The following is a 19,204-nucleotide window of genomic DNA, read 5'->3' on the forward strand; positions in this document are numbered from 1 at the left end:
CCGCATTGGACAGGCCAATCATCAGGGCAACATCTATCACCCGCCCATGCAAAGGCGCTCAAGTGCCACATCCGTGCGGCGCGCCATCATGGCGATGCCGATAAACGAATACGAATGCGAACACGCTTCGCTTCATTCAAGGTGCCAGAAACTGAGATTGCGAAAGATATACGCAGGCTCCTGGGAGTGTGGAAGAATGACGTTTCGGGCGTAGTCACGTTTCAAAGCTTTGTCGGGTACACTAAGCGATGATGCGGTCCCAGCTTCCATAGTGTTCCTCGCTCCTGCGGCCGCGGGGCAGGCTGAGCGCCACGAGGACGATCCCGGAGATGACACCGATCAGGCTGCCCGCAACCGTCCCGCCATCGAGCAGCAGCGGTGCCACAATCAGCCAAAGACCGAACAGGATATTGAGAAACCTCAACGGCCGGGCCACTTCGGCCCAGGCGATGACCGCGGTCGTCAGGACCAGCGCACCCACGAGGTGATCGCTGCCTGCCAGCGGCATCGTGTTGCCAAAGATCGCGCGACTAAGCATCAGGAAGGCACCGATCGCAGCAGTCAGCGCAAGCGTCCACGGCACCGTTACGCCCCGCGCACTCTGCCGGAAAATTGCCAGCGGCCGTGCGTCAAAGCTCATCTCGCCCCCGGTGGACGAGCCCGGCAACGCATCGCCTCGGAAGAAGGCGCGCCAGAATGGCCGACCCCGGCGCGTGTTCCAGACCATGAATTGGACCATGGCAACGATCTCGTCCAGCGAGAAGGGAATCATGATCAGCATTGCCAACGCGGCCAGGAGACAGATCGTGCAATAGGTGCCGATGGCGATCGGCTGAATGATGATGAAATAGATGCTGACGACACCGAGAGGTCCCACGACGATGCCGAACAGTGCCACCATCCATGGCATGGTGCGCCAACGCAGCCGGCTGCCCATAACGCCCATCAGGATTTCGAACATGTAGCTCATAGCGCCCAGACCGCCATCGGCTATTGGCCACGCCTTGGAGACATCCGAGGTGATGATGTACTCGGTACCGTTGAGCGCCGAAGGGGACGAGAAGAACGGTTCCCAGACACTATCGATATGGCCAAGTTGGTAGGCCGACAGGAGCGCGACAGGATGAAGCCGACGACGCCGAGCGCGATGATCGGCAGGCGCTGAACATAGGTCGAGGGGCAATAGGTCCAGCCGGGCGGAATATCGCCGTCGTCCATCATTCCTTCGCGCGACATTCCGGGCATCATGGGGACGAGGATCGTCAGTGCGATCACCAGGACGCCGATAAGCGTGTCGTTGGCATAGACCGCAGCATCCGGCGTCCAGAAAACCAGCGGTGCGGCCAGCAGCCAGACGCCGAGCGCGGCATTGGCCCATTGGGCCCAACCGTTGCCGGGCCGCAAAGAAAGCGCGGCGAAAAACATGATGGCAAGTCCGGTGAACACGTCGTTCCAGGCTGTCATCCAACTGCGCGTGGCGAGATCCAGCAGGCCGCGATCCTCGGTCACGCGCTGGACCGCGGCGCTGAATTCTGTCTGGTCGAATGTGCCGAAAACCGAAGGCGCGGTGGCAAGCCAGAGACCGAGCGCCATGACCAGCCAATGCACCCAGAGCATCGAAAAATGCATCTGCCGCACATGGGCTTGGTGTTCGCGTTCGGCTTCGTCCACTTCCGCCGCAGACGGATTTTCCCCTGCCTCTTCCTTTGCCGCTTCCAGCGCCACCTTCTGCGCTGAAACCCTAGCGGCGTTCAAACCGTTTTCGCCATACCACGCGTGGGGATCGTCTTTCAGGCGTGTAAGAATGCGTGGCATGTCCTCGCGCAATGAATGTCTCGGTTTCCAGCCGAGTTCCTTGCGGGCTCTTGATAGATCCAACTCGTAGTGATCGCTGGAGATGTCGACCATCCAGGCTCAGATGAAGGCATCTTCGCCGAGTACCTTGTTTTCTGTCCAGGCACCCAGCTTGGCCAGCTTCGGCGGCACGTTCCAAGTGATCCAGTCCTCGCCGTGCAGTTCCCGCCCGATCAGGCGCTGCAATTCGCCAAATGGGATCGGCTGTGCCTCACCGAGCAGAACCGGAAACGTATCCGGCAGGTCGGCGCGGCGGTCAATTACACGCTCCACCGCATCAAGGAGATCCTCCAAGTGCAGAAATGCCTGACCGCGCTGCAGATCACCGGGATAGACCTTGCCGCTGAACCGTCTCTCGTAAATGCGCGCGATCTGATGCGCGAGAAACGTCGAATGTCCATTATCGTCGTAAATGCCGGCCGGGCGGAGGAGAACATGCTTTTCGCCTCCCCTCTCATCTCGCAGCATCGCCTCGGTCCGAACCTTCGACGCCCGATAGGGCAGTTTCGGATCCAAGGGATCGTCTTCCGAAATCGGTTTTCCCGGCTCGGTTGGCGCGTGCGCCAGCATTGTCGAGGCGAACACAAACTGCTCCAAATCGAACTTCTGCAGCCCTCGAAGAAGTCGCTTCGAGCCTTCGACCGTTACTGCCTCGTAAGCCGGGCGTTCTTCGCCGGTCAGGTCGAAATAGGCGGCAAGATGGATGCAAGAGGCGATCCTGTTTCCGTAGGCGTGCCGGATCCGCTTCAGCGCCTGGTCTACGCTTGACTGGTCCGTGATGTCGAAGCACACGCATTCGGCCATGTGGGGCGGGTGAGGTGGCGTGTAGCGATCAAGGCCGACGACCAGATAATTTTCGCTCAATCGGCCCGTGACGGCCGCGCCAAGATATCCGCTCGAACCGGTGACCAGAACGACCGGCTTTTGCTCTTGGTTCAAGACTGAACTCCAAAATCAGTCCTGCGTCATTTGCGCAGATATTTAATGAGGGCGGCGATGAGGAGGATCAGGGCAACTATGATCAGTATCCACACCAACCCCATTCCGATCATCATTCCGCCGCCCATGCCTTCACCCATCATCATTATTCAGTCGCCCTCCAGATTCGCATACTTGGTCCATCCTTTTCGAACGCCTGAGCGCTATATTCGTTCCCACCTCCTTCGACGGGTTGGCGAGTCGACGTCTCCAAGGGGAATTCGCGCACCATCATCGAGCGAAGAAGCCCCCTGTAGACTTTCAGTGTCGACACCCATTCGCGACGCTTCGTGGCGTCACCAAGGCTACGCACAGCAGCATTTAGCGTTCGTTGGAAACGCCGCACCGAAGCGTTGGGGGACTTTCCCCACTTAAGCAAATCTTGCGACCAGACACCCGCGCTTTCACAAATTGAAGGCGGTAACATAAGGCACATGGAACAGCGACGCCCACGCCTTGGCGGTCGCCTTCTGGATCGCGACTATGTTAGTGCCGCCGGTCCACCAACCATTGCCTGTCGCCACGATGACCTCCGCACCAAGGAGCATGGACTGCAGGATCGGCCACACGATGAGCTGCTCATAGCAGATTAAGGGCGCTATCGACGTCCCGGTAATTCTGCGGGTTGGATTTCCGAAGAACTGCGCCGATGCACCCCCAGATGCCCAAGGCCGCCACATCGAAACCGGAACCGGCATTCGTTCCCGGTAGAGTATGCGGGCTCCCTCGCCCGTCACCTCGATCATCACATTGTCATAACCGCTCTCGTTGACGACGACGGCGCCGCCGATAATGACGACATCGACGCCCGCTAGGTTCCGGACCCAGAGGCGCTCGGTAGTCGGCGTCCAGATTCCGAGTGCGCTTTCGGGGAGGATGATCGTGGTGGCTCCGTCCATTGCTGCACGCCTGACAAGTGCGATCGTCGCCATATGCTGAGCATAGTCGGCATGGTTTCCGGCGACTTGATAATCGAACGTCGTCTCAATTCCGACCCATCCCTCCGGCGGTTCGGGATCGGACCAGGTGACTGCGGATAGTGCCAGCGCCACGCCCATTCCGGCACCTACCAGCGGCCATGCTCGCGTGGTCATCGCCGAGAGGCTGGCAGCCGTGGCCGCCAGTCCTGCCCAGCCCCAGCCGGGCAACAGGACGCCGGCTGCCGTGATCGGACTGGCCCATCCGACGATGCCGAATGGCGGCACGCTCATCAGCGCCCAGGCTGCCAAATATCGAAGCGGCCGATGCCACCCGGGCTTCGGCGACCAAAGGACCGTATGCACCGTGACGAACAGCAGCGACGGGGCGATCCAAAGACCGAGCCCGACCCAGATATCGCTCGTGTAGAAAATCGATGCGCCGATCGGCAGACCGCGGGAAGCCGCCATGAAATACGCCATTGAAACCATGCCTGCGACCAGCCGTGTCGGGGCGAACGCCCAGAGTGCGGGAAAGAGGCACGCGACCGGAAGGAGAAGCACTTCGCCGCTCCATCCTAATGCACCAACCGTCGCGGCAGCGGCAATGAACATTACCGCGGTGACCATGCTACGGCGTGAAGGTGAAAACGGGTTTCGCCAACCCGAGAATGCCGGCGGCCGGTAGCGGCCCGAAGTAGCGCGAGTCATAGGAACCTCTGAATGTCGAATGGAGAAAGACGGTGTCCGGGGGCACGACGCCGCCGGGATCGGGCGTCAGCGCCCGGCCCGATCCGTCACGCGGCTGAATCGCGGATTGCGGCAGAGCGAGACCGTCGATCGCGACGGACCTGCCGATTTCAACCGACTGCCCGGGCAGCGCCACGACGGTCTTGATCAGCGGGCTGAGCCAACCGGGGCAGAGGCCGCGCCGTACATAGCCGTGCTCGCGTGCCTGACGAAACGCCTCGGTCGGCGGCGGGCAAATGAATATCCGATCCCCGACCCGAACATGGCGGTTCAGCGTTTCGATCCGCCAGAGACCGAGCGGATAGCTTGGTGTCAGATTGATCCGAAAGCCTGCCCGATATCCCAGGCCGAACAGCGCGAGAGGGATGCAAGCGAGCGCGGCAACGATGACGATCCGGCGCCGTCGGCTCACTGCTTCAGCCCCTGGCTTTTGGTTTGCGTCTGACGCAGCGCCTCGGACTGTTTCAGGGCCTGCTGGGTGCGCTCATGGGCGGCCAGTTGCTGGCCTGCACGCATGGTCGGCCAGGCGGTGCTGAGCTTTTCCCGGTCGCCGGGCGACATGCCCTGGGCCGCTTTGTCGAAGGTCGACCCCGATGGAGTCTTGGCCGCGTTGCCGAGCAAGGTTCGCTCCCCGAACCGCTCCGAAACAGCCTTGTTGAAGGTGTCGAGTTCGGCCTTCACCATGCGGTCGGCCAGTGCAAATCCGAGCGCGGCCGGCAGATCGTTGCGGTCGATCGCATCGCGGACCTTTTCCATTGCCCGCGCCGCCGCCGGCGACAGGGACGGGATATCAATAGAGGTGCGTTTGCGATGTCCTTCCTCTTCCAGCCTGTACTTGGCCGTCGCCTTCTCCCTCATGTCGAGATAGCGCTCGAGGTCCTTACGCAGCGCCGGCACGTTGACCTCCGCCACACGACGATCCTCCCGGTCCGCGCGGCTCGCCAGCAGCCCTTCCCGTCCCTTGAGCGCACCAAAGCTCGCCGCATTCCGTTCGATCTCGCCGAGGCGCTGACGGGCAACGTTCGGGTCTTCGACAACCGCCTCCATGCGCATAGACTTGAAGGCGCTTTCGGGANAACCGCCTCCATGCGCATAGACTTGAAGGCGCTTTCGGGATCCGCATAGACGAGCCGGATGCGGTCGGAGAAATTGTCCCACTGCTTTTGCAGGGCCGGATCGGATTGCAGCTTTTCGTCCGCGGCGTCGCTGACCGACATGGTGAAACTGGAAATGCCCTTGACCATCGGCGCGGCCTTTCTGATTGATTGCTGAGATTGATGAAGCGGTCGATCGGCGAGCCCGAGCCGCGCGCCCGCGGTCCGAAGCCGAAGGCCGAGATCGACGAGTTTCTGTTTCTGCCGGATGGTCCATTGAACCCGGTCGCGCATCAGCGTCCGGGCAACGCGCACCAGGTGCAGACCGCGATTGTTGGCGAAGCGAAGCGCCTGGGAATAGAAGCGGCCGCCCGCATAATCGAGCGTGACTTCCTTGGCGTTCTTTCGCGAGAGGAGCGTCTCGAGCCCGCCGGCGAGATGGAAGGAGCGGCTGCCATAGTAGAGCGCCATGTCTTCGCGATGCCTGGTCATCGCGACATAGGTCAGGTGCCGGTCGAGCGAGAGTGAGGCCAGCACTTTCACGCGATCGACCGTCGCGCCCTGCGACTTGTGGATCGTCGTCGCATAGCCGTGATCGAGATTGCGATAGAAGCGCTGGTCGACAGTGACGCGGGTTGCTCCCTCCCCGTCTCCGATCGCCGCGACGATACGGCCGGGCGCGGCCTCGACGACCTTGCCGATCATGCCGTTCTTGACACCGAGCGAGCCTTCGTTCTTGAGGAAAACGATCTGATCGCCGGAGGCGAACTGTCTGGGGCCGTCCTCTGTCCGAAAGGCATACCCCTCTTCAATGATGCCGCGCTCGACGAGCTTCTCGCGGGCCATGGTGTTGAGCTGGCGGACATCGCGTCGCAGATGCGCGAGGATCAAGATCGACGTCTCCGGATCGTAATCCCGGTTCCAGTCTGCGATGAGGGTTTCGATCGCGTCGGCCTTCAACGGCTGCGAAATCAGCTTGCGTTTCGCGCGATAGGCAGAGAGCGCTTCCTTCACCCGACCCCGCGCCAGATCGAGGGATGCCGCCCGCATCCAAGGCTCTTTCTGACGGTAGATGGTTTCGAGCTCGGCATAGCCGGTGCGTTCGACGATCGCCCGGAACGCCGCACCCGCTTCGATCGGCTGCAGCTGCTCGGCGTCACCGACAAGGATCAGTTTGGCGCCGGAACTGGTGACCGCTTCAACGAAGGTCGCCATCTGCCGGGACGCGACCATGCCCGCCTCGTCGAGAACGAAGACGGTCTTGTCATCCAGACGCCGGCGGCCCTGTTGCCAGCCAAGCTCCCAGGAGGCGAGCGTGCGGGACGGAATGCCAGCTTCCTTCTCCAGACCCTCGGCCGCTTTGCCCGCAAGCGCGCCACCGACGACTTTGTACCCGGCCAGTTCCCATGCCTCGCGGGCGGCCTTCATCATCGTGGTCTTGCCGGCCCCTGCCCGGCCGACGACGGTTGCGATCCGCTCCGCGCCCGCCACATGCGCGATGGCCGTCCGCTGCTCGTCCGACAACCGCTCATGCCGACCAAAGACGGCTTCCAAAACCTTCGCCCGGACTTCGAACCCGCCCTTTCCCGAAAGCCAGTCCGCGCGGCTGACCATTTCGGCCTCACACCTGATCATCGCCCGTGTCGTCAGCCGCGCGGGGACACGCGCGCCTGTCGCGAAGTCTATCGTCTCATCGGCGAGTTTCAGACATTCCGGGCTCTCCGTGATCCGTGCCAGGAGACGTTGGAAGCTTTCGAGATCGTCGATGTAGCGATGCAAGACCTTGGCGATGTCGCGCTGATCGAAGACGCTCTTTTCAGAGGTGAGAATGTCGAGCACCAGCTCGGGACGGGCCTCGATCCGCCCGGCATTTTTCTGCCGTTGTGCCTGGTGAAGGGCGAGCCGTTCGAGTTCGATGGCGCTCGCCTTGGTCTCGGCCTTGCGCTGCAGCGCCTTTGCCGCAACACCGATATGGGTGGTCGGCTCGATATCGATGCCGCGCTCGGCGTAGGACCGGCCGTCGACGCGGATTTCCAATCCGGCAAGGGCAAGGTGGTGGTTCTGAAGATCGAGCCATCGTTGCCGTTGCTCGAGGAATTCAGGTTTCTCGCCGGACCAGAGCTTGTACTGGATTTTCCCGGTCTTAGTCCGAACCGGCTGACCATCCGGCCCCATCACAGCGACCTTTTTGGACCCGAACCCGTCTTTGGTCAGCGGTCGCAGCGTGGTCATCAGGTGGATGTGAGGATTGCCCGGATCATCGTGGAAGACCCAGTCGGCAACCTGCCCGCGGGCCAGCACTTGTTCGGAGACGAACTGCCGGACCAGGGCGATGTTCTGGTCACGGCTGAGCTCGACCGGCAAAGCGATGATGAATTCCTTGGCGAGCTGGGCGTCGCTGCGTTTCTCGAAGGCTTCAACCGTGTTCCAAAAGGCTTCCGCTGCGCCCGCCACGGAGCGATCCGCGATCATGTCGCGGGCCCATTTCGGCGCATCGGGCGGCAGGAGGAATTCCTCGTGGGCGAGGTTTTGCTTGTTAGAATAATCGACCGTTCGCGCTTCCGCCTCATGGCTCATCTTCGCGCAATGGCGATAGGCGGCGGACAGCACCGCGCTGCGGCCATTTCCGCGCGAAATGAGCTGAGGTGTGAAATGCGTGATCGCCACGGGCCATCAAGCTCCTGAGAAACAATTCCAACCTTGTTCCAAGAGGACGGCGGCGTACCCCCAAGAGGGGCCGCCGCTAGCCACGTCGCCCTCGCGACGTATTACTGCGCCCTTGGACGCATTCCTTCGGAACGCTGGGATGATCTCTCAAACAGACGGGTCTCTCGACCCGGCATTTCTGCCGGGATGCGCTGAACGCGCACCCGGGCGATGTTCCTCACGCCTATTGGGCATTCGTCACACTTCGGAGCGTACGGAATGAGAAAACCCTCATCGAAAATCAAAGAAGACATCGCCAGACTGCAGGAACAGCTCAAAGTCGCTGAAACACGCGAGGCCGAACGCATCGGCCGGCTCGCGCTCAAGGCCGGTCTCGGAGAGATCGAGATCGACGACGCAAAGCTCGTCCAAGCTTTCGAGGATTTGGCGAAACGGTTTCGCGGCGGAAGCAGCGAGACCCGGAAATCTCCGCTCACGCAAAACCCGGCTGGCGCGTCTTCGGGCGCGAATAACGAGGCTTGAGCGCATGCGGCAGGCGAGCCAGTCCGACGCGCGCAGGAAGGACACGCGCGAGAAGATCCAGCTTGGCGGTCTGATCGTCAAAGCTGGTCTTCGCTATGAGAAGCGGGCGCTGCTGCTAGGACTGCTGATCGACGGCGCCAGCCGGATAACAGCGGACGAAGCGGAGCGGGAGCGGCTGACAGCGATCGGAGCGGAGGCGTTTTCAAATGACTCTGAATAAGCTTCTCCTCGTGATCGCTCCGGTCGGTTCTATGATCGCAGTGTGTCTTGGGCTCACCGGCTCCGAAATCTGGTTGGCAAGGTTCGGTAGTTCAGCCGACGCGCAGCAGACGTTGGGGCGGATCGGCATCGCCCTGCCCTATGTTGTCGCCGCAGCCATAGGGATTGTCTTCCTCTTTGCAGCGCGCGGCGCCATGGCGATCAAGTCAGCCGGTGTCGGTGTTCTGATCGGTGCGATCGGCGTGATCGCCGTTGCAGGAATGCGCGAAGTGACGCGCCTCAGCGATTTCGCGGACGCGGTCCCCGATGGACACCGGCTGATCGAATATGCCGATCCTTCGACGGGCATCGGGGCGATGGTCTGCTTTGTCACCGGCTTTTTCGCCCTGCGCGTTGCGCTGCGCGGCGATGCCGCCTTCGCAAGCATGAAGCCACGCCGTCTGACGGGCAAGCGCGCCATCCACGGATCAGCGGACTGGATGTCACTCGGCGAGGCGAAACGGATGTTCGGAGAAGATGGCGGGATCGTTGTGGGCGAGGCCTATCGCGTCGACAGAGACAGCGTTACGAGCCACACGTTTCGCTCCGATGACAAGCCGTCCTGGGGGGCCGGTGGCAAGTCGCCGCTCCTGTGCTTCGACGCTTCGTTCGGATCGACCCACGGTCTGGTCTTCGCCGGGTCGGGCGGTTTCAAGACGACATCGGTCACGATCCCAACAGCGCTCAAATGGGGCGGCGGGCTGGTGGCGCTTGACCCATCCAATGAAGTCGCACCCATGGTCATCGATCATCGACGCAAGGCCGGACGTGAGGTCTTTGTGCTCAGTCCCAAGGATGCCTCGGTCGGCTTCAACGTGCTCGACTGGATCGGCCGGTATGGCGGGACAAGGGAAGAGGATGTCGTCGCCGTAGCGAGCTGGGTCGTCACCGACGTCGGCAGGCAGACATCCATGCGGGACGATTTCTTCCGGGCTTCGGCCCTGCAGCTCATCACCGCGCTGATCGCCGATGTCTGCCTGTCCGGGCATACGGCAAAGGAAAAGCAGACGCTGCGCCAGGTGCGCATGAACTTGTCCGAACCAGAACCGAAACTGCGCGAGCGCCTGCAGTCAATTCACGACAATTCCGAATCCGGGTTCGTGCGGGAAAACGTCGCCGCCTTCGTGAACATGACGCCGGAAACTTTTTCCGGCGTCTACGCCAATGCGATCAAGGAGACCCATTGGCTGAGCTATCCGAACTATGCGGCGCTCGTGTCCGGATCGAGCCTGTCGACGGACGATCTCGCGAACGGAAAGACGGATATCTTCGTCAATCTTGACCTGAAAACCCTTGAGGCCCATCCGGGCCTGGCCCGCACGATCATCGGCGCATTGCTGAACGCGATCTACAATCGGAATGGAGAGACGAAAGGCCGGACGTTGTTCCTGCTCGATGAGGTCGCGCGGCTTGGCTATTTGCGCATTTTGGAAACCGCGCGGGACGCCGGACGCAAATACGGGATCAGCCTGCTTCTCCTCTTTCAGTCCATCGGGCAGATGCGCGAGACCTATGGCGGTCGCGATGCGACATCGAAATGGTTCGAGAGCGCGTCCTGGGTGTCCTTCGCCGCAATCAACGATCCGGAAACCGCCGAATACATCTCGCGGAGATGTGGCAACACCACCGTCGAGGTCGACCAGTTGAGCCGGACATCGCAGATGTCGGGCTCGTCTCGAACGCGCTCGAAACAATTGGCGGCCCGGCCCCTGATTCTGCCGGAAGAAGTGCTGCGGATGCGCGGTGACGAGCAGATCGTGTTCACTTCGGGCAATCCGCCGCTCCGCTGCGGGCGTGCGATCTGGTTCCGGCGGGAAGACATGAAATCGGTCGTGGCGACGAACCGGTTTGATCAGGTAGACCGAAGATGAATGGCGTGAATCGATGACGGGTTATCGATTCATAGAACTGATTGGACACAAGAGTCCCACTCGGCGAGACTCTTCTCATGTCCCTACGTGAACCCGAGCCGGTCCATCTTCGCCGCATCGATCCGGCACAGAACATGCGGCGCTTTTATAGCCTGAGCGTTCAGCCGACGCTGTTCGGCGGTACCTCGCTCATTCGCGACTGGGGAAGGATCGGGAGACGCGGCCAAACCATGATGGAGACATTCGACACGGCCGATGATGCCGGTCTGGCATTCGAGCGTCTGAAGCGAAGCAAGCGTCGCCGCGGGTATCGCGATGCGTTCGGGGCTCAAGCCGCATCGGTGGGTGCGATCGATCAGCACTGACATGCAAAAGGCCTCGCCTTGCGGCGAGGCCCTTGACTTCAGGGGAGATCAGTCGCGATTGGTGTTCGGGCGCGACCAGATCAGCTGCATACCCTCTTCGCCTTCCACCTCGACCAGGGTGGCGTAGATCGGAGCCGGGAAGCTCGGGTCGTCCAGCTTGACCGAGAGATAGTCGCGTTCGGTTCCCTTGGCCTGCTTCTGCCAGGCGGCGCCCAGTTCGACGGCGCCGGAGAAGATGCGGAACTGCGGGCCATTGTCGGAGGGGTTCTCGACGCGCTCGAAGCGGGCCTTGACGTTGAGGGCGAGGGTCTTGATCTGACCGGTGAAGCCGTTCTTGGTGGTGGTGAAAGTGCCGATGTTTGCCATTGTCCTATTCCTTTTCGATGTTTCGGGCCGCGCCCATCGCGGCCTCGATGGCTGTCAAAGAGACCGGTGACGATCGGCGCGCACCTGAAAGGCCGGAATGAAATGGAGGACGGCGGTCCGGGGCTTTCTTGTATCGCGAGGAATGGCGGCGCAGCCGCCAGGGGAAGAAAGTTCCGGACCGCCGTTGCGACAAGCCGGGCGAGGCGAAGCCGTTTGCCGGTCAGACATGCCAAATCGAGACCGCGTTGGGCGAGCTCCGTGAGAGACGACGGAAAAAGGAATAGGCCATGACGCGGCGAACATCCCCACTGTCACCCTTCACGGACGCACATTCGGCAGATCGACCTCGGCAGAGTGCAAGGTAGCCCAACTGCCGGATCGGGAATCCTGGCACTATTGGTCAGCCATCTGCCAATCTTCGGTGACCGAACGCGCGATCGGAAAATAGAGAAAAGGCAACGGTACGAAAGTGACATCCCTCTGCAAGGCACGCGGTTGTTGCGGGGGTTCTGCTCCTGCACGGCATGGTGAGATTAGGCGAGCGCTGCAGGAGCTCTGTCGGCCTGACCATCGTACTGAACTCTGATGACGAGAACGCACCGCTGAAGCGGACTGACTTCATATGCCGCACATCCCCTCGCACTCGCTTGGCCAGAGATCGAGCTCCTCGAGAGGAACACCGGACCGGTGCAAATAGACCTCGCCGCGAATGCCACGGATCCCGGTTCGGATCGCACGGTCGACATCAATCGCATCGCGCCAGGCCTCCTCGTCATGATCGCGCATGGCGCGCCATCGGGAATTGTCGTGGAACGGACAACCGATGCAGGCGGATTTTGGTGGATCGGGATAGCCGCGTTCCCGCAGCCAGGCGAGGCAGTCACGGCGGGTCATCCGCTCCTCGATCAGCGGCCAGCGGTTGCGCTGCCAGGCCTCGCGGCTCGGTTTCATGCGGATCACTTCGTCGAAGGAAATCCCGATCCACTGCTCGACGACCGCGAAGACTGGCGAGCGTTTGCGGGTGAGCTGGATGAGTTCCCGGACCTTGCGGCGGATCATGCCGATTGAGACATTGCCGCGACGGTCGATCGACTTGGCAAATGCGGGGATCGAGGCCCACCGCTCGCCGCGACCGGCGGCAAGCAGATTGTCGCGCATGTTAGCCGGCCCGACGATGAAGACCGGAAACGGCAGCACGTTCGGCGACATGAGCCAATCGAGATGCTCGTAAACGGCTCTCGGCTCCCAGCCGGTATCGGCAAAAATCGCACAGTCCGGCATGGGCCCGACCGCGCGATGCGCCGCCATCAGGGCGAGCGTCGTCGACTGCACGCCAGCGCCGAGCGACAGCGCGCGCAGCCGAATGGCGGAGGGCTGGTCGCCCTTCGCACCTGCATTCGAAAGGGAGAGCATCAGGCCGCCTCCCGCTGTTCAATCACATCGGCGGGTTGAAGCCCGTGAAGGTAAGTCACCGCGCGTTGCGCATGCGCCGCTGCTTGGAAGATTGCCCGCTTGTCATCCTTGAGCACACGCAACCACGAGTGAAGGTAGCTTGCGTGATCGGGTCGGGGCTCGAGCTCCGGCACGATGCCGAGATCGGCGCAGAGGAAGCAACTTCCGAGCTCGGCAATGAGTTCTTCGCGGGCACGTTCGGAGCGATCCTTGTGATAGCGGGAAAGATCGCGTCCGACGCGGTGCTCTGGCGCTGTCCAGTGGGTGGCCTCATGGCTGAGAACGGCGACGTACGATTCCGCATCCCGGAAGCTCTCGAAAGGCGGCATCTGGATGTGGTCGCTGGAGGAGGCGAAGTAGGCCTTCGACCCGCCATGGCGGATCACCGCACCGGTGTTTTCGAAGAAGCGGTCGGCATGCTCGATCCGGGACACCGGGTCGATGATCTTTTCCGGCCGGTGATAATAGTGATCCGGCAGCCCATCGATCTGGTCGCAATTGAAAACGGTGTAGGTTTTGAGAAACGGGATATCCCGCTCAACCTCGTCGCCACGGGAATCCGTTTCGGTCTTGGTGAAGCGGCTCGCATAAACGACCGTCGTGCCGGATTCGCCCTTTCGGACCTGCGCACCGATTTGCGATGCCTGCCGATAGGTCATCCAGAGCGGCGCTTCGAAACCCCGGGCGATACTCTCCGACCAGAGGAGCAGCACGTTGATGCCCGTATAGGGCTCGCCGGTGTGCCGGAGCGGTCGCGTGATCCGGCCTTCGAGACCGCCCGCGCCCCAAGGTTTCATCCAGGGGCGGACGCCGTTTTCCAGATCGGCGACGATCGTCTCGGTGATCCGCGCATAGATATCGATGCGCGGGCTCTTCTCTTTCCTTCTCATTTTCAGACCTCCTGATTTTCAGGACCGCGCCGATCGCGGTCCGTCACGAGGTCCGATCACGGCGGGGCTTAAGGCAGGAGCGGCACCCGAGCCTGGGCCCCGGTGCGCGCAGCGCAGCGGGGTGGCGAAGGGCCGAAACGAAGAGGAGGACGGCGAAGCCGTTGCCGGTGCTGCCGGCTCCGCCCGGACCTTACCCGGGACGGACCACGGTCGGGGCATCCGCGGAGCGGAAAGGCGGCGTCTGGCGCCGCCTTCGAGGAGTGAGAGGATTGGCGGTCAGTGGACCGAGTGACCGCCGGTGTAGGGGTCGTATTCGAAGAGGATAACGATCTCTGCGTCTTCAACTTCGTCTGCAGGAAGGACGCCGTATTCGTCGTCGGACTTAAAGAGGACGATTGGGGTCATGAGGGTGCGGGCGAGGTTCCAGGCGTGCTTCTGGGCGAGGGAAAGATCGTGCTGCATCTGAGGGCTCCATCGTTGGAGCGGGCCAATCCCGCTCTTGATGGCTCCGTCAGTGTGCGGCTTAGCGGACGCGATCACCGCGCAGGCCAAAGCCAAGCGGCCGCCGCTTGCGAGCGGACCCTGTACGGGTTGATCGTGGAAGTCCGCGCCGCACCAGGAATGCCATCTCTCAAAGAGCGGGATTGGATCGGCCATGATGGACGCCTGGTGCACAGATTGAGACGCGCAAATAGGCGAGACCGTCTCGGCGACCGTGCGGAACGACGGGGTCTGGATCAAGGCCGGAGAAGGCACACGCCTGCACACGATAGTTGTTTTGCGCACGGTATTGATTTTTCATGCGTAATCTTTATATTTGATGCATAACAGCGACATTGCAGGGCCTATGATCATGGCTTTTCGAGCAGACGAAGCGGCAACCAACGGATTTGAGCGCGCCAGGAATTACCTCGTTTCGAGAAACTTCTCGCCGGAAGAGCGCGAACGAAGCGAAAAGGCGTTATTGGACATCATCGACGAACACGGCCCAGTGGTGGAAGGCTATCCGACTTGGCATCCCTTGGTGGTCAATCACGACGACCGCAATCCAGAAACATATCCCAGCGACCGCTGCGGATACCGGGGGCTTGATCACACGATCCACTTCGCCCACGCCTTCCTGACCTGCCCCTATGTGAGCGGCGAGGAAGTCGTCCGGTCGGTGGAGGAGCTTCCCTCACACCCGTGCGCTACGGTCAGCGCGGATATCCTGGACGTGCCCTTTTACAATACAAATACGCAGCCGGTGCTGGTGAGTTGTGAATGGGAATCGTTGCTCGATCCGGGACATATGATTCCAAAGAAGTTGGCCGTACCGCTGATGCTGGAGAAGGAACTTCCGGTATGGCGCTGGTCGTCCCGCGCGGAGAACTGGGAGACCATGCGGCCCTACATGCTGGGCGCGCCCCATGGCAGCAGGTCATCACTTTTCGTCAGTCAGGACACGGCCCTCGCGATGAAGAAAATCTATATGGCGATGGCGGAGAGCGGGATGTTTGGTCCGATGAAAATGGGCTGATGTCCGGCTCATAGTCGCCAATCTAAAGGCGATATCGGGCGGAGCCGAAGCTCCGCCCGAGCGGCTCAGCCAAGCGCCGCCATCTGCAGTTCGGCCGCCTTTCGGTCGACGGTCTGGCCGGGATTTTCGACCTGACGTTGGAAGGGCTTCCACGCTTCGCCGACGACTTCTTCGTAGGCGGTCACGGCGCCTTCGGCCGCGCAGCGAAGCGCATGGGCCTGAATGCCCATATCGGCTGCGAACTCTCGCTTGCGTTGGGCATTGCTGTCGAACCCGACAGGACCGTCAAGATCCTCGTCGCGCATATCGTTGGCCAACTTCGCGGTCGCATCTCGGGCTTCGGAGACCGCCCGGGAATAGAACTGCCCGGCCCCATGGGCGGAACCGACATAGGAGCCGACGATGCGCTGAAGATGGATCTGCATGGCCCGGTCGCCGAGGCCTTCGTTCAGGGAGTCGGCCGTCTCGACGATGATCTTGTGATGGAGATCGCGAATGCCGTCGCTGTCGATGACGGGAAGACCGAAACTTTCGGAAATGAGGGAGGCCTGGGCGCTGTCAGGGCAGGCGAGCCGGACCGTTTCGAGGGAAGCGCCCTTGCGGAGCTGGACGATCTTGCCGGATTGACGGGAGGAACGAGCGTTGCTGGTCATGTGAGGTCCTTTCCTTCACTGTTTGACCGAAGGCTCGAGCCGGCCCTGCCGGCCTTCCCTTCGGGCGCGGGCAAAAGAAACCGGCGGAAAGACGGGGGCTTCAGGGTCCGCACGGACCGAGCCGAGCGAACCTGTCCTGCGGGCCAGCAGGGCTTTTCAAGCCCTCGCGCAGTCTCGCGGGGCCGGTTTGGCGAGGATGGTCCGGGCGGCCGCACCGCGGCGCGTCAGCGGCCTTGAAGGCTCCGGCCGCCGGTTTACGACCGCGACCAGAACCGAAGGGAGGGCCGGCAGGGGTGGCATTACACCGGCGCCCAACGTGAAGGATATGACCGTGGCCCGCTGCATATGCTACTGCCGTCACGATAAGGCTTGCGCAACCGCTTTGCTGGTTGGTCCGTAGCTGATGGTCTTTGCCCTGACGACCGTGATCGCATGCTCCTGCCGGGTGAGCTTTCGGTTGAGGGCATCGATTTCGCCGCGCCGCTCGAAGTTCAACTGGTCGACATATGCCCGAAAGAGGGCTTCATCCGACCGTGTCCAGCGCGATCCCCCACGGGGATGTCTTCGGGCCTTCGCCTTGGCGGTCGTGGTCATGCGTTCCGCCCTTGCCGATATCTGACGTTCTATCCGTTCGAGATGCGCCCTCGTCTGACGGTGGGCTGCTTCCATCCGGGATCGTTGGTTTGTTCCCCCGGGGAGACTCACGCCGCCCTCCCTGTATCCGGCGCCGGCGCCGTGACCTCCTGCAGCTCGGCTTCGGGATAACCGTGCCGGGTGAGCCAGTCTTCGGCGGCGCTGCGGTTTGCGGCAAGATGGACCAGCTCCCCGAGGTCGCCCGGGCGGCTCATGACGAGGACCGAGCCGGGTTCAGGCAACTCCCGCATCGTAAAGTCCCGTGCTGAGTTTACGTCGAAGGTCTTGTGAACCCGCATGACGATCGTGCCGTTGGACCCGTAATCGCCCTCATGCAGAGTGAAAGATGCGGGGATCGCATGGGCGCCGCGCTCGACGGCGGAACGCTTGCAAATCAGCCGCCCAACCCCGTTGCGGTTTTGCCAGTCGGCAAGTTTCCTGCGGTGACGCTCCGGCGGCCGCGGCGTGCCGTCCGAATAGGCGATGATCTCGCCAATCGGCGCATGGTCGAAAATGAGTTTGGCGGACATGGTGTGCTCCTTGTTCAAAGTGTGGAAACGAAAACGCCGCCGGACGATGCCGGCGGCGTGACGTGCGTTCGGAAGGGAAGAAGACCGCTATTCGGCGGCTTCGCGGAAACCTTCGGAGACAGCATCCGGGTCGATGTCGGCCTCATCCGGCTCCTCGACGGAGCCGTCGACATCCCCGGCGTCCTCGTCTTCGGAGAGCTCATTGCGTGCCTTCCAGTCGGCGAGTTCGTTCGCGTCAGGCGCGAACAGCGCCGACCCGTGGACGAAGCGTTCCTCCTGGAAATGCTCGACGAGCGCGGAGCGGGTGTCGCGGACCTTGTTGCGCGGCAGTACCGAAGTGTCCGCGCACGCGCCTTCGAGGGCCTGCCGGGAGAGGCACAGAAGAAAGTCTTCGGTCCCCATATTGGGCAGGAAGCTGTCGGCCCCGACGACCGCGCCGGCGATCCGCGAGACGATGCCGCTGTTCGACATGTTGCGGCGGCACGACAGCACCTCGATCAGCACCGAGCGGACCACGATGCGTAGCGTGTCCTGGTCGAAGGTGAGATTGCCACTTTGATCGACGAGCGTCGCGGCATGGGGTGCGATCTGGCTGCGGAACGACCCCGTATTGCCCGATCCGCTATCGACGCGGACGTTCTGACCGGCGAAGGCGATGACGAGCAGCGCCATCAGCGTGTCGTCCTCGATCGGCGCGCGTTGAAGCGCTTCGTGCAACGCGTCGGTGCGGAAATCGCCGATCATGTCCTGCCCCTTCTGGGTGACATCGGGGCGCTGCGCCGGCGCGACGGCGCCGCCGTCCCGACCCTTGCCTTTCGCCGACATTCCGTTTGCTTTTTGGGGCTCGGGCATCCGGTAAACGACCGACTGCACCTTGCCCTCACGGTCGAGATACATGGCCGTGCAATCAGACTTCTTCGCCTTGCCGTAGACGCGCTCGGCCTTCTTCGGCAGTTCCGGACCGTTCCAGCCATTGATCTCGGTGATCATGCCGTTCTTGGGCAGATTGTTGGTCATCCATTCCTGCTGGGCACCAAGGAACGCCTCGACATCGGTCGTATAGCGGCTGTCCTCGTCGGCGGGCGCGAAGAGGTCCTCGACCCAGGCGATGCCGTAGGCCTGAGCGAGCTCGTCGTCGAAGCTGGCGTCGCGCGCATACATGCGGGTCTTGGAGAGGCCATTGGCGACCGACCACCAGGACGTGGTCTCGTTCTTCTTGGGCTTGTGGGCCTTCCAGACCTCTTTCTGCTCGGCAATCGAGGCGGCGGCAATGGTCCTGAGCTGCCGCTCGTCCGGCATGTCGCCCTTGGCCATCTGGTCCAGCATGGCGGGAAGCACATTGGCAAGCAGCCGGAGCTTCTTGATCTGGCGGACCGATAGGGACAGCGCCGCCGCGATCCCCTCTTCCGTCCAGCCGAGCGCGACCAGCCGCTCGATCGCGCGCCATTGATCGACGGGGTTGAGCGGTTCGCGGGCGATATTCTCGACCATGGAGCGCATGGCGCCGCCGTCATCGGCGGGATCGGTCACAATGACCTCGATCTCCTCGAGCTCGGCCGCGATCGCGCCCCTGATGCGGCGATGGCCGGCCTGGATGATGAAGCCGTTGCCGCCATCGGCTTCGGGGGAGACGACAGGCGGCTGGATGATGCCGACGGCCTTGATGGTCGCGGCGAGCAGCGCATCGCCCTGCGGCGTGGATTTGGACTTGCGGGCATCGTCGGGATTGTCCTTGAGCGCGCGCGGGTCGATCTTGATGATATGCATGGGAAGCTCCTGTTCACGGTTGTGGGTCCGGCATGCCGCCGGCTCCCTTTCTCGTCTTCTTCTCGAAGACATCCCCGGGACCGCGGAGCGGGCGGGCCGGTGCAACTGCGGCCGAGCA

18 protein-coding genes and 1 pseudogene are annotated in these 19,204 nt (G+C 62.2%); 5 read left to right on the top strand and 14 right to left on the bottom strand.

Going from position 1 to position 19,204, the window contains the following annotated elements:
- Positions 1–241: 241 nt before the first annotated feature.
- The 6 genes and pseudogenes from EP165_RS20715 to traA form a co-directional block, all read right to left on the bottom strand.
- Entirely contained in the window at positions 242–1,087 is an 846-nt protein-coding gene (locus EP165_RS20715; protein ID WP_245440266.1) for a vitamin K epoxide reductase family protein, read from the bottom strand.
- Positions 991–1,908 carry an SPW repeat domain-containing protein gene (locus tag EP165_RS20720; RefSeq protein ID WP_245440256.1) on the bottom strand — a complete coding sequence of 306 codons (918 nt, stop codon included), beginning with the start codon at positions 1,906–1,908 and terminating at the stop codon, positions 991–993. Before EP165_RS20720 ends, EP165_RS20715 begins: the two co-directional genes overlap by 97 nt.
- Before the next feature lie 6 nt (positions 1,909–1,914).
- Entirely contained in the window at positions 1,915–2,718 is an 804-nt protein-coding gene (locus EP165_RS20725) for an NAD-dependent epimerase/dehydratase family protein (RefSeq protein WP_245440258.1), read from the bottom strand.
- A gap of 518 nt (positions 2,719–3,236) precedes the next feature.
- Positions 3,237–4,379: a conjugal transfer protein TraB gene (locus EP165_RS19505; protein WP_127524528.1), complete on the bottom strand. Its 1,143-nt coding sequence runs from the start codon at positions 4,377–4,379 to the stop codon at positions 3,237–3,239.
- A gap of 1 nt (position 4,380) precedes the next feature.
- Positions 4,381–4,911 (bottom strand): conjugative transfer signal peptidase TraF, encoded by a 531-nt coding sequence (traF, locus tag EP165_RS19510; protein ID WP_127524529.1) that lies wholly within the window; start codon positions 4,909–4,911, stop codon positions 4,381–4,383.
- Positions 4,908–8,260 (bottom strand): annotated as a pseudogene (gene traA / locus EP165_RS19515) (Ti-type conjugative transfer relaxase TraA). Before traA ends, traF begins: the two are co-directional and overlap by 4 nt.
- 258 nt (positions 8,261–8,518) lie before the next feature.
- On the opposite strand from traA, the gene traC reads away from it, so the two are divergent.
- The 4 genes from traC to EP165_RS19535 all read left to right on the top strand — a co-directional run bounded on the left by traC (position 8,519) and on the right by EP165_RS19535 (position 11,276).
- Positions 8,519–8,782 (top strand): conjugal transfer protein TraC, encoded by a 264-nt coding sequence (gene traC, locus EP165_RS19520; RefSeq protein WP_127524530.1) that lies wholly within the window; start codon positions 8,519–8,521, stop codon positions 8,780–8,782.
- A 4-nt stretch (positions 8,783–8,786) separates the two neighbouring features.
- On the top strand, positions 8,787–9,002 hold the full coding sequence (gene traD / locus EP165_RS19525) for a type IV conjugative transfer system coupling protein TraD (RefSeq protein ID WP_127524531.1): 216 nt from the start codon (positions 8,787–8,789) through the stop codon (positions 9,000–9,002).
- Entirely contained in the window at positions 8,989–10,911 is a 1,923-nt protein-coding gene (gene traG, locus EP165_RS19530) for a Ti-type conjugative transfer system protein TraG (protein ID WP_127524532.1), read from the top strand. Before traD ends, traG begins: the two co-directional genes overlap by 14 nt.
- Positions 10,912–10,988: 77 nt before the next feature.
- Positions 10,989–11,276: a WGR domain-containing protein gene (locus tag EP165_RS19535; RefSeq protein WP_127524533.1), complete on the top strand. Its 288-nt coding sequence runs from the start codon at positions 10,989–10,991 to the stop codon at positions 11,274–11,276.
- 48 nt (positions 11,277–11,324) lie between these two features.
- On the opposite strand, the gene EP165_RS19540 is transcribed toward EP165_RS19535, so the two are convergent.
- From EP165_RS19540 to EP165_RS20805, 4 genes are all read right to left on the bottom strand, one after another.
- Positions 11,325–11,642, bottom strand: coding sequence for a DUF736 domain-containing protein (locus EP165_RS19540; protein ID WP_127524534.1), 318 nt, complete (start codon positions 11,640–11,642; stop codon positions 11,325–11,327).
- Positions 11,643–12,260: 618 nt separating this feature from the next.
- Positions 12,261–13,055, bottom strand: coding sequence for a hypothetical protein (locus EP165_RS19545; RefSeq protein ID WP_127524535.1), 795 nt, complete (start codon positions 13,053–13,055; stop codon positions 12,261–12,263).
- The gene (locus EP165_RS19550) at positions 13,055–13,984 is read right to left on the bottom strand and encodes an ArdC family protein (RefSeq protein WP_127524536.1); all 930 of its coding nucleotides are present in this window, start codon (positions 13,982–13,984) and stop codon (positions 13,055–13,057) included. Before EP165_RS19550 ends, EP165_RS19545 begins: the two co-directional genes overlap by 1 nt.
- A 276-nt stretch (positions 13,985–14,260) precedes the next feature.
- Complete coding sequence (locus EP165_RS20805) at positions 14,261–14,641, bottom strand: helicase (RefSeq protein WP_348629568.1); 381 nt, start codon at positions 14,639–14,641, stop codon at positions 14,261–14,263.
- 190 nt (positions 14,642–14,831) lie between these two features.
- On the opposite strand from EP165_RS20805, the gene EP165_RS19560 reads away from it, so the two are divergent.
- Complete coding sequence (locus EP165_RS19560; protein WP_245440260.1) at positions 14,832–15,503, top strand: hypothetical protein; 672 nt, start codon at positions 14,832–14,834, stop codon at positions 15,501–15,503.
- 65 nt (positions 15,504–15,568) lie between these two features.
- Here the strand turns inward: EP165_RS19560 and EP165_RS19565 are convergent, their stop codons facing one another.
- The 4 genes from EP165_RS19565 to EP165_RS19580 form a co-directional block, all read right to left on the bottom strand.
- Complete coding sequence (locus EP165_RS19565; RefSeq protein WP_127524537.1) at positions 15,569–16,156, bottom strand: hypothetical protein; 588 nt, start codon at positions 16,154–16,156, stop codon at positions 15,569–15,571.
- Positions 16,157–16,513: 357 nt separating this feature from the next.
- A complete protein-coding gene (locus tag EP165_RS19570; protein ID WP_348629569.1) occupies positions 16,514–16,750 on the bottom strand; it encodes a hypothetical protein in 237 nt (78 codons plus the stop codon).
- A gap of 107 nt (positions 16,751–16,857) precedes the next feature.
- A complete protein-coding gene (locus EP165_RS19575; protein WP_127524539.1) occupies positions 16,858–17,319 on the bottom strand; it encodes a UCP036055 family protein in 462 nt (153 codons plus the stop codon).
- 87 nt (positions 17,320–17,406) lie between these two features.
- Positions 17,407–19,086, bottom strand: coding sequence for a ParB/RepB/Spo0J family partition protein (locus EP165_RS19580; protein WP_127524540.1), 1,680 nt, complete (start codon positions 19,084–19,086; stop codon positions 17,407–17,409).
- Positions 19,087–19,204: the final 118 nt, after the last annotated feature.

Source organism: Mesorhizobium sp. Z1-4 (genome assembly GCF_004000235.1).
Taxonomy (GTDB): Bacteria; Pseudomonadota; Alphaproteobacteria; order Rhizobiales; family Rhizobiaceae; genus RCIO01.